The 8,891-nt window shown below is 62.7% G+C and carries 10 protein-coding genes; 5 read left to right on the plus strand and 5 right to left on the minus strand.

The window, feature by feature from the left end; translation table 11 throughout:
- Window positions 1-321: 321 nt before the first annotated feature.
- Window positions 322-1,203 carry a serine/threonine protein kinase gene (locus tag AC27IO_RS06390; protein WP_487112588.1) on the minus strand — a complete coding sequence of 294 codons (882 nt, stop codon included), beginning with the start codon at window positions 1,201-1,203 and terminating at the stop codon, window positions 322-324.
- Window positions 1,204-1,832: 629 nt separating this feature from the next.
- Between AC27IO_RS06390 and AC27IO_RS06395 the strand changes: the two genes are divergently transcribed.
- Window positions 1,833-2,315 (plus strand): Hcp family type VI secretion system effector, encoded by a 483-nt coding sequence (locus AC27IO_RS06395; RefSeq protein WP_272563871.1) that lies wholly within the window; start codon window positions 1,833-1,835, stop codon window positions 2,313-2,315.
- A 247-nt stretch (window positions 2,316-2,562) separates the two neighbouring features.
- On the opposite strand, the gene guaA is transcribed toward AC27IO_RS06395, so the two are convergent.
- Both guaA and guaB read right to left on the minus strand, forming a co-directional pair.
- Window positions 2,563-4,182 (minus strand): glutamine-hydrolyzing GMP synthase, encoded by a 1,620-nt coding sequence (guaA, locus tag AC27IO_RS06400; protein ID WP_284402196.1) that lies wholly within the window; start codon window positions 4,180-4,182, stop codon window positions 2,563-2,565.
- 75 nt (window positions 4,183-4,257) lie between these two features.
- Window positions 4,258-5,733, minus strand: a complete 1,476-nt coding sequence (gene guaB / locus AC27IO_RS06405; RefSeq protein WP_272552260.1) for an IMP dehydrogenase — start codon at window positions 5,731-5,733, stop codon at window positions 4,258-4,260.
- A gap of 105 nt (window positions 5,734-5,838) precedes the next feature.
- Here guaB and AC27IO_RS06410 point away from each other — a divergent pair, with 105 nt between their 5' ends.
- A complete protein-coding gene (locus tag AC27IO_RS06410) occupies window positions 5,839-6,354 on the plus strand; it encodes a DUF4124 domain-containing protein (RefSeq protein WP_284406423.1) in 516 nt (171 codons plus the stop codon).
- A 75-nt stretch (window positions 6,355-6,429) separates the two neighbouring features.
- Here the strand turns inward: AC27IO_RS06410 and AC27IO_RS06415 are convergent, their stop codons facing one another.
- Both AC27IO_RS06415 and AC27IO_RS06420 read right to left on the minus strand, forming a co-directional pair.
- On the minus strand, window positions 6,430-6,786 hold the full coding sequence (locus tag AC27IO_RS06415; RefSeq protein ID WP_317358652.1) for an RnfH family protein: 357 nt from the start codon (window positions 6,784-6,786) through the stop codon (window positions 6,430-6,432).
- Window positions 6,779-7,219 (minus strand): type II toxin-antitoxin system RatA family toxin, encoded by a 441-nt coding sequence (locus AC27IO_RS06420; RefSeq protein ID WP_272568720.1) that lies wholly within the window; start codon window positions 7,217-7,219, stop codon window positions 6,779-6,781. Before AC27IO_RS06420 ends, AC27IO_RS06415 begins: the two co-directional genes overlap by 8 nt.
- 140 nt (window positions 7,220-7,359) lie before the next feature.
- On the opposite strand from AC27IO_RS06420, the gene smpB reads away from it, so the two are divergent.
- The 3 genes from smpB to AC27IO_RS06435 all read left to right on the plus strand — a co-directional run bounded on the left by smpB (window position 7,360) and on the right by AC27IO_RS06435 (window position 8,860).
- Window positions 7,360-7,833 carry an SsrA-binding protein SmpB gene (gene smpB / locus AC27IO_RS06425; RefSeq protein WP_272568719.1) on the plus strand — a complete coding sequence of 158 codons (474 nt, stop codon included), beginning with the start codon at window positions 7,360-7,362 and terminating at the stop codon, window positions 7,831-7,833.
- A 100-nt stretch (window positions 7,834-7,933) separates the two neighbouring features.
- Window positions 7,934-8,317, plus strand: coding sequence for a COG4315 family predicted lipoprotein (locus tag AC27IO_RS06430; protein WP_272568718.1), 384 nt, complete (start codon window positions 7,934-7,936; stop codon window positions 8,315-8,317).
- Between the two features lie 27 nt (window positions 8,318-8,344).
- Window positions 8,345-8,860 (plus strand): sigma-70 family RNA polymerase sigma factor, encoded by a 516-nt coding sequence (locus tag AC27IO_RS06435; RefSeq protein WP_284430783.1) that lies wholly within the window; start codon window positions 8,345-8,347, stop codon window positions 8,858-8,860.
- The last annotated feature ends 31 nt before the right edge of the window (window positions 8,861-8,891 follow it).

Raw genomic sequence — 8,891 nt, forward strand, 5'->3', positions numbered from 1 at the left:
CTGCAGAGGGCGATGGCGGCGCATGCACCGGCGCACTGGCAGCCTTGGAGGGCCGAACGTCAGTGGATGGGCGTTGCTGGTGTGCGGTGTCCAAGCCAGACACAACGGGGGCATAAGCCTCGCTGGGCACGGCGCCATGCCGCGCATCGGGGTGAGGAGCGATTGGCGCAACGGCCTCTGCAGGAAGCTGCGGTGCAGCAAATGCCGCTGGAGCCGCAACCGCCGATGGGACGTGGACGGGCGCATCCATTGAAGGATCACTTTCTTCGGCCACACTGAGACCCATCAAACCGGAACTGGGCCATGACAAGGTGACCGTCTTCAACCCCAGGAGGTGCCGCAGATCGCCGATGGATTGCGGGCGTCCTGGGGTTTGATCGCCAAAGCGTGGTGCACGCCACTGAGGAATCTGGCACTGAACCCCGGACAATTTTCAGGCACGAGGGTGGACACTGGATCGTTGATCATCCGAGCCACCGACGTCGCAGGCGGACGACCGGTGATCGAGAGATAAAGCAACGCGCCCAACTGGTAGATGTCCGTCCAGGCGCCTTGGGGCATGGCGCCGTCATCGACGTACTGTTCGATGGGTGCAAAGCCCGGCTTCAAGACCATGGTCAGGGCCTGGGTCATGTCCCCGATGATTCGCCGCGCTGCGCCGAAATCCAGCAGCACCGGCATGCCGGAAGATTGCAGAAAGATGTTGTCCGGCGCGATGTCCCGGTGATAGCAGTCCGCAGCGTGCAGCATCTCCAGCACATCGAGGATGGGAGCGATGATGGTCGACAGCCATTGTTCGTCCATGGCCTTCGGCTGCTGGTTCAAAAACGTCCGGAAAGTCTGGCCTTCGTAATACTGCATGACCATGTATGCAGTACCGTTTGCCTCAAAGAAGCGATAGACATGCACCAGCGCAGGATGCGAGAACTTCGCCAACAGACGCGCTTCGTTGATGAAACTGCGCAAACCTGCGTCGAAAGCGCCACGGTGCTGGGAGCGGACGTGGATCTGATTGGACTCCTTTCGGCCCGCCAACGTCGATGGCATGTACTCCTTGATCGCCACGATGCGATCAAGACTCAAGTCTCTGGCCCGGTAGACGATGCCAAAGCCGCCCTCTCCAATGACATCGCTCAGTCGGTATTCACCAACCTGGACACCGGGAGCCAGGCAGTTCGCCGAACCACTTATTTCCTTGTGCATGTTTTCACGCTTTTGCGCATCTATGTCGTGGAAGTTGAAGAACGAATCAAGTCAACTCTGAGTGCCCTGCGCACCGAGCCCCAAGGCAGAGATGAAAAGCAGGAGCACTTGCCGCCAAACAGGCCAAGTGGGATTGTGGACGGGGTTCCTGCATGCACGACCCGGAACGAGCCCTGGCGTGCTGCCGCAGCATCATAGAACAGCGACAGGCCCGGGACGCTGTAGACCCCTCAGATCGCAGCATCCAAACAAGACCCCTTGCCATCACGCCCATTTTTTTTGGAAGTGGCGAGTCTACCTTCACATGCGGTAAACCCGTTACCTATGGAAGCCAATTCAAACTGCAAAACAAATTGTTTCTTCTGTTTCTTTGGGGCGCCAATTAGTCCGAACTTGTATCACCGAAATGACATGCGGCACTCTTATGATCGCCGGCAGATAAACAGATCACGGATCGGCATCGCAATCGCGGTCCAGAGGGAGATCGCCGCACAGGCATTTATTTTTCCTCTTGCTGCCTTTCTACACAGTGACTGTTTCTTCAGGTCAGCGCGTCCCGTCTGTTGAAGGGCCCGCAGACTTTTCATTGACTTTGCGTACCAAACATCGCAACTACAGGAGAAGCAATAATGTCAGTCGATATGTTCATGAAGGTCGAAGGCGCCAGCGGTGAGTCGCAAGACTCCAACCACAAGGGCTGGACTGACATCAACTCGTTCACCTGGGGTGCCACCCAGCCGAACTCCATGGCCAGCGGCGGTGGTGCCGGCGCCGGCAAGGTCACCTTCCATGACCTGAACATCGTGGCCTCCATCGACAAGTGCTATCCGGCCGTGCTCAAGCACTGCTCCACCGGCAAGCACTTGGGCCAAGTGGAAATCTCTCTTTGCAAGGCCGGCGGCACGCAAATCGAATTCGGCAAGATCACCCTGACCGACGTGATGGTGACCAGCGTGACCGTCAGCGGCACCGACGGCAGCGACTCTGTCCTGGTGAACTATGCTTTCCAGGCAGCCAAGGTCAAGACCCAGTACTGGGAACAAACCAACCAAGGCGGCAAGGGTGCGGAAAGCCAAATGGGCTTCAACATCAAGGAAAACAAGGAAGCCTAATACGCTTCTTGGCCAACAAAAAAAAGCCACATTCGTGTGGCTTTTTTTATGGCTTAATTTTTTTCTTCGACGATCCATTATTTGGAGTCGAACCCACCTTATCGTGGGCTACATCCATCCGCTGCCGACCGGTAAAAATTGCTCCCTGAATAAAAAGTCAAAGCCGCAAATCGGAACCAAACGCCAGCGGTTCAGATGCCCCCGGCAATGGGACATCCGCTCCATCTGCCATCGAGGAGACGCCAGTTCACTCCCACTCAATCGTCGCGGGCGGCTTGCTGGAGACGTCGTAGGTCACTCGATTGATCCCGCGCACCTCATTGATGATCCGTCCGGACACTTTCTTGAGCAACGCGTAAGGCAGCTCTGCCCAATCCGCGGTCATGAAGTCACTGGTTTGCACGGCGCGCAGGGCCACCACGTAGTCGTAAGTGCGCCCATCCCCCATGACACCCACGCTTTTCACGGGCAGGAACACGGTGAAGGCCTGGCTCGTCAACTCGTACCAGCTCTTGCCAGTGCCTGGATCAATGAAATTGCGCAGTTCCTGAATGAAGATGTCGTCGGCGCGCCGCAGCAAATCGGCGTATTCCTTTTTCACTTCGCCGAGAATGCGCACGCCCAGGCCCGGCCCGGGGAATGGATGGCGGTACACCATTTCGGGCGGCAGCCCGAGGGCGACGCCCAGTTCGCGCACCTCATCCTTGAACAGATCGCGCAGCGGCTCCAGCAGCTTCAAGCCGAGCTGCTCAGGCAAACCGCCGACGTTGTGGTGGCTCTTGATGGTGACGGCCTTCTTGCTCTTGGCGCCGCCCGACTCGATCACATCGGGATAGATCGTGCCTTGCGCGAGGAAGGTGGCACCCTTGTGCCCCTTGTCTCCCGCCTTCAGTTTGGCGGCCTCTTGCTTGAACACCGTCACGAACTCGCCACCGATGATCTTGCGCTTGGCTTCCGGGTCGTTCACGCCTGCCAGCTTGCCCAGGAACAGATCGCTCGCATCGACACGAATGACATTCGCATGCAGCTTGCCCTGGAACATCTCCATGACCAAGTCGCCTTCGTTCAAACGCAGCAGGCCGTGGTCCACGAAAACGCAGGTCAGCTGATCGCCGATGGCGCGGTGAATCAGCGCTGCCGCCACCGAGGAGTCGACCCCGCCGGACAGCCCCAGGATGACTTCTTCGTCGCCCACCTGGTCGCGGATTTTCTGGACCGCTTCGGAGATGTAGTCCCCCATGATCCAGTCGGGACGCACGCCGCAGATACCGAGCACGAACCGCTCCAGCAGCGCCTTCCCCTGCACGGTATGCGTGACTTCCGGGTGAAACTGCACCGCATAGAACTTGCGCTCTTCATCCGCCATCCCGGCGATGGGGCAGCTCTCGGTGCTGGCCATGAGCTTGAAGCCCGGGGGCAGTTCAGTGACCTTGTCGCCATGGCTCATCCACACATTGAGCATGCCGTGGCCTTCTTCCGTGGTGAAGTCGGCAATGTCGCGCAGCAGCTCCGTGTGGCCCCGTGCACGCACCGCCGCGAAACCGAACTCGCGCTTGTGCCCGCCCTCGACCTTGCCGCCCAGTTGGTGGGCCATGGCCTGCATGCCGTAGCAGATGCCCAGCACGGGAACGCCCAGTTCGAACACGGCTTGCGGGGCCTTGTCGGTGGTGTCCTCGTACACGCTGGCATGGCTGCCGGAGAGGATCACCCCTTTGAGCGAACCATCCTTGGCATATTCGCGGATCCATTCATCCGTGACATCGCAGGGGTGCACTTCGCTGAGCACATGCGCCTCGCGCACTCGTCGCGCGATGAGTTGGGTGACCTGGGAGCCAAAATCGAGGATGAGGATTTTCTGGTGTTGCATGGCAGGCGGCGGGGAGAGGAAAAAACAAAGGCCCGAACACCGCAAGAAGGGTTCGGGCCTGAGGTGGCGACAAGATCAGTCGGCGCGGTAGTTGGGCGCTTCCTTCGTGATCTGCACATCGTGGACATGGCTTTCGCGAATGCCTGCGGTGGTGATCTCGACGAACTCGGCCTTGTTGTTCATTTCTTCGATCGTGGCGCAACCGCAGTAACCCATGGCGGCGCGTACGCCGCCCGCCATCTGGAACACGATGGAGACCATCGACCCCTTGTAGGGCACACGGCCTTCGATGCCTTCCGGCACCAGTTTGTCCGCATTGGGGTTGCCTGTGCTGGACTCCTGGAAGTAACGGTCCGCACTGCCCTGCTGCATGGCGCCGATGCTGCCCATCCCGCGGTAGCTTTTATAGCTGCGACCCTGGAACAGGATGACCTCGCCCGGCGCTTCTTCCGTGCCGGCGAACATGCCGCCCATCATCACGGCGCTGGCGCCGGCCGCCAAGGCCTTGGCGATATCGCCGGAGTAACGGATGCCGCCATCGGCGATGAGAGGAACGCCCGTGCCCCGGAGCGCCGTGGCCACGTTGTCGATGGCCATGATCTGCGGCACGCCCACACCCGCCACGATGCGGGTCGTACAGATGGAGCCTGGGCCAATACCGACCTTGACACCATCGGCGCCGGCTTCCACCAATGCCAGCGCAGCAGCGCCCGTGGCAATGTTGCCGCCGATCACGTCGATCTGCGGGTAGTTCTGCTTGACCCAGCGCACCCGGTCGATCACGCCCTTGCTGTGGCCGTGGGCCGTGTCCACCACGATGGCATCGACTCCGGCCTTCACCAGCGCTTCCACGCGCTCTTCCGTGCCCTCGCCCACGCCGACAGCCGCGCCGACGCGCAGGCGGCCAGCGGCATCCCGGGCGGCATTGGGAAAGCTGGTTTGCTTGGTGATGTCCTTGACGGTGATCAGGCCCTTGAGCTCGAACGCGTCATTGACCACCAGAAGCCGCTCGAGCTTGTGCTTGTTGAGCAATGCCTTCGCCGCAGCGGGAGAAGTGCCTTCCTTCTCGTTGACGGTGATGAGCTTGTCGCGCGGCGTCATGATTTCATGCACCTTGACGTCGTAGCGCGTTTCAAAGCGCAGGTCGCGCCCCGTCACGATGCCGACGACCTTGCCACCGTCGCACACCGGAAAACCCGAAATGCCCAGTTGCTCCGACAGTTGCGACACCTGCAGGACGGTGTGCTCGGGCGTGATGACGACGGGATCGCGAACGACACCGGACTCGTACCGCTTGACCTTGGCCACGTGGGCGGCCTGCTCCTGCGGCGTGAGGTTTTTGTGCACGATCCCCATCCCGCCCTCTTGCGCGATGGCAATGGCCAGGCGCGCCTCGGTGACCGTGTCCATGGCGGCGGACACCAGCGGCAGGTTCAGGGAAATATTGCGGGAGAGTCGCGTCGCGAGGGACGTGTCCTTGGGGAGGACCTGGGAGTACGCTGGCACCAGCAACACATCGTCGAAGGTGAGCGCTTTTCCAAGAAGGCGCATGAGAAAGCTCCAAAAAAAGGATTGTACCTGCGGGCCGTGCGTGTGCTCGCGTTGTGGCTTGGCAACCATGGCGCCAAGGGGCTTCGGCCGCTAAACTTGCATCGCATGAAAACCCCCCAGCTTCTTTTGGCCGCCCTCGCCTGCACGTGGGCCATGGGCGCTGCGGCGCAATGGCAGTGGATCGACAAGGACGGCCGCAAGGTCTTCAGCGACCGGCCGCCGCCAACGGAGATTCCGCAAAAGAGCATTCTCAAGCAGCCCGGCGGCAATGCGATCTCGGCCCGCCCGGTTGCCGTGCCGCCTGCGGCGGATGGGGCGTCTGCCGCCATGGCGGCAGCCAGTGCGCCACGCCCCAGCGGGAAAGACAAGGAACTGGAAGAGCGCAAGGCCCAGGCCGACGCGGCAGAGGCCGCCAAGAAGAGGGCCGACGAGGAGCGCCAGGCCAAGCTGCGGGCCGAAAACTGCGAGCGGGCACGGCAATCCAAGGCAGCGATGACATCCGGCCAATTGTTCAGCCAGACCAATGCACAGGGAGAGCGCGTGTTCATGGACGAATCCGCCAAGGCCGCGGAGGCCCGCCGCGCCGACAGTGTGATCGCGTCCGAGTGCGCGCCGCGCTGAGCCGGGCAGAACCCGGCACGGTCACTGGATGACCACCCGCAAGGGCATCTCAAATACCCCCGTGCCCGCCAGCCCTCAATAGCCGGCCTTTGCACCCGGTCGGCGCTGCGCGAACAGGCCGGTGGACCGGGCCCCCTGGCGGGCAAAACGCTCGCGCCGCGCCACCTTGGGGTCCACCACCAAAGGCCGGTACAGCTCCACCCGGTCCCCGTCCTGCAAAACCTGGTCGGGCGCCGCCGCCCTGCCCCATACGCCGCAGGCGCTGTCGCCCGCAGCCAGCCCGCAGGCCTTCAATGCATCGGCCAGGGTGGCCCCCCTGGGCAACGGCAAGACCCGCTCCACGGTCGATCGGGGTGCCGAGGAGTGCACCACCGTCACCGTCAGCCACTCCACCGCCGCCCCAGCAGCGGATGTGTCCGGCCTGTCAGCCATACACCTGCTCGGCGCGCTGGATGAACGCATCCACCATCGTGCCGGCAATGCGATCGAAAACCGGCCCGACCAAGGCCGCCAGCGCCACGCTGTCGAAACCGTAGTTCAGCGTCAACTCGACCTTGCAGGCGCGCTGCGAGCCGTCTCCCACGGGATGGAAAACCCAGTCGCCGTCCAGTTGCGAAAATGGCCCCTTGACCAGGCGCATCTGAACGCGGCGCCCGGCCTCCTGCGTGTTGCGCGTGACGAATGTCTTGCGCAGCCCGCCCAGCGCGATGCCGACCTCGGCCGTCATGCCTTGTGCGTCCTGGTCCAGCACGGCCGCGTGGTCGCACCAGGGCAGAAACTCCGGGTACTTGGCCACATCGGTGACGAGGGCGAACATTTCCTCGGGGCTGTACCAGATCAGGACGGACTTGTTGACGTTTTTCATGGATGAAGCAAGGCGCCATGGGCAAAGGGCCGGATGCCCTACGGAGGGCCTGGAGCGCGTGGGCCTAAAATCTTGGAAGCGAGACGACAACGATTGTAGGGAGGGCTTTCATCTCCCGGTTTGCGCCGCACCTATAACCCATGGCCAAAAAACCCGAAACACAGTCCCGCATCGCCGACAACAAAAAGGCAGCCTACAACTACTTCTTCGAGGAACGCTACGAAGCCGGCATGGTGCTGCACGGCTGGGAGGTCAAGGCACTGCGCGAAGGCAAGGTGCAACTGACCGACGGCTACGTCGTGATCCGCGAAGGCGAGTTGTTCCTGATCGGCTGCCAGATCAACGCCCTCAAGACTGCCTCGACCCACGTCAGCCCCGAGGCGGCGCGCACCAAGAAACTGCTGCTGCACCGGCAGGAGATCGATCGCTTGATCAACAAGGTCGAGCAAAAGGGGTACACGCTGGTGCCGCTCAACCTGCACTGGAAGGATGGCCTAGTGAAGTGCGATTTCGCGCTGGCCAAGGGCAAGGCGGAGCACGACAAGCGCGACACCATCAAGGACCGCGAAGGCAAGCGCGAGGTCGAGCGTGCGATGAAAAGCCGCCACCGGTAATGTTTTCGGCGGCGCAGGGAATAAAAGCGCATCCTTCGGTGTTCATCCAGGTGCAGGGCCGCATTTCGCGTCGCCCGCACCCGATCGACTGGAGACACCCATGATCCGCATCGCTTCCTCCGTGGCCACCGCCGCCTTTGCACTGGCGCTGGCCGGCTGCTCTTCCATGATGACGGCGCCGGCTGGCGTCCAGGCCAAGGACGGCGCACTGACCGGCCCCAACGGCATGACCCTCTACACCTTCGACCGCGATGCGACGGGCAGCGGCAAATCGGTCTGCAACGGCCCCTGCGCCACCAACTGGCCGCCGCTGATGGCCGGCAATGCCACCCCGACCGGCGACTACAGCGTGGTGCGCCGCGACGACGGCAGCAGCCAGCTGGCCTACAAGGGCAAGCCGCTGTACTACTGGGCCAAGGACGCCAAGCCAGGCGATCGCACCGGCGACGGCGTCAACCAGGTCTGGCACACCGCCAAACCCTGATCCGGGACCGGCCCAGCGCCCGCCCCCATGGACCGGATCGTCGAGCACCTGCCCAGCCTGCGCCGCTATGCGCGGGCCCTGACCGGCAATGCCTGGGCCGCCGACGATCTGGTGCAGGACACCCTGGAGCGCGCGTGCCGCAAGTGGCTGCTCTGGCGGTCGGGCAGCGATCTGCGGGCCTGGCTCTTCACCCTGATGCACCACCTGTACCTGAACCAGCAGCGCTCGGCTTCGGCCCTGCCGCTGCTGGACATCGAGGCCGTGCAGGACAGCCTTCAGGCCCCGGCGCCCGCATCGGACGACGCCATCGACCTCGATCGCTGCCTGCAGCGCCTGCCCTCCGACCAGCGCGCGGTGCTGCTGCTGGTGACGCTCGAAGACATGGACTACGCGCAGACGGCCCGCGTGCTGCAGATCCCCGTCGGCACGGTGATGTCGCGCCTGTCCCGCGCGCGGGCACGGCTGCGCGAACTGATGCACGCGCCCGCCGCAGCGCGCCCGGCGCCCGGTGACGCCCCGCCCGCGCTGCGCCGCATGAAGTGAGGACCCCATGGCCTCCCACGACGACCCCCCC

This window comes from Acidovorax sp. KNOB132 (assembly GCF_057541515.1).

Bases quoted from the DNA above. Each gene is read 5' to 3' on its own strand.
- AC27IO_RS06395 (WP_272563871.1), top strand. From the start codon at position 1,833: ATGTCAGTCGATATGTTCATGAAGGTCGAAGGCGCCAGCGGTGAGTCG.
- AC27IO_RS06420 (WP_272568720.1), bottom strand. From the start codon at position 7,219: ATGAAAAACGTCAACAAGTCCGTCCTGATCTGGTACAGCCCCGAGGAA.
- AC27IO_RS06390 (WP_487112588.1), bottom strand. From the start codon at position 1,203: ATGCACAAGGAAATAAGTGGTTCGGCGAACTGCCTGGCTCCCGGTGTC.
- AC27IO_RS06435 (WP_284430783.1), top strand. From the start codon at position 8,345: ATGGACCGGATCGTCGAGCACCTGCCCAGCCTGCGCCGCTATGCGCGG.
- AC27IO_RS06410 (WP_284406423.1), top strand. From the start codon at position 5,839: ATGAAAACCCCCCAGCTTCTTTTGGCCGCCCTCGCCTGCACGTGGGCC.
- guaA (WP_284402196.1), bottom strand. From the start codon at position 4,182: ATGCAACACCAGAAAATCCTCATCCTCGATTTTGGCTCCCAGGTCACC.
- AC27IO_RS06430 (WP_272568718.1), top strand. From the start codon at position 7,934: ATGATCCGCATCGCTTCCTCCGTGGCCACCGCCGCCTTTGCACTGGCG.
- AC27IO_RS06415 (WP_317358652.1), bottom strand. From the start codon at position 6,786: ATGGCTGACAGGCCGGACACATCCGCTGCTGGGGCGGCGGTGGAGTGG.
- smpB (WP_272568719.1), top strand. From the start codon at position 7,360: ATGGCCAAAAAACCCGAAACACAGTCCCGCATCGCCGACAACAAAAAG.
- guaB (WP_272552260.1), bottom strand. From the start codon at position 5,733: ATGCGCCTTCTTGGAAAAGCGCTCACCTTCGACGATGTGTTGCTGGTG.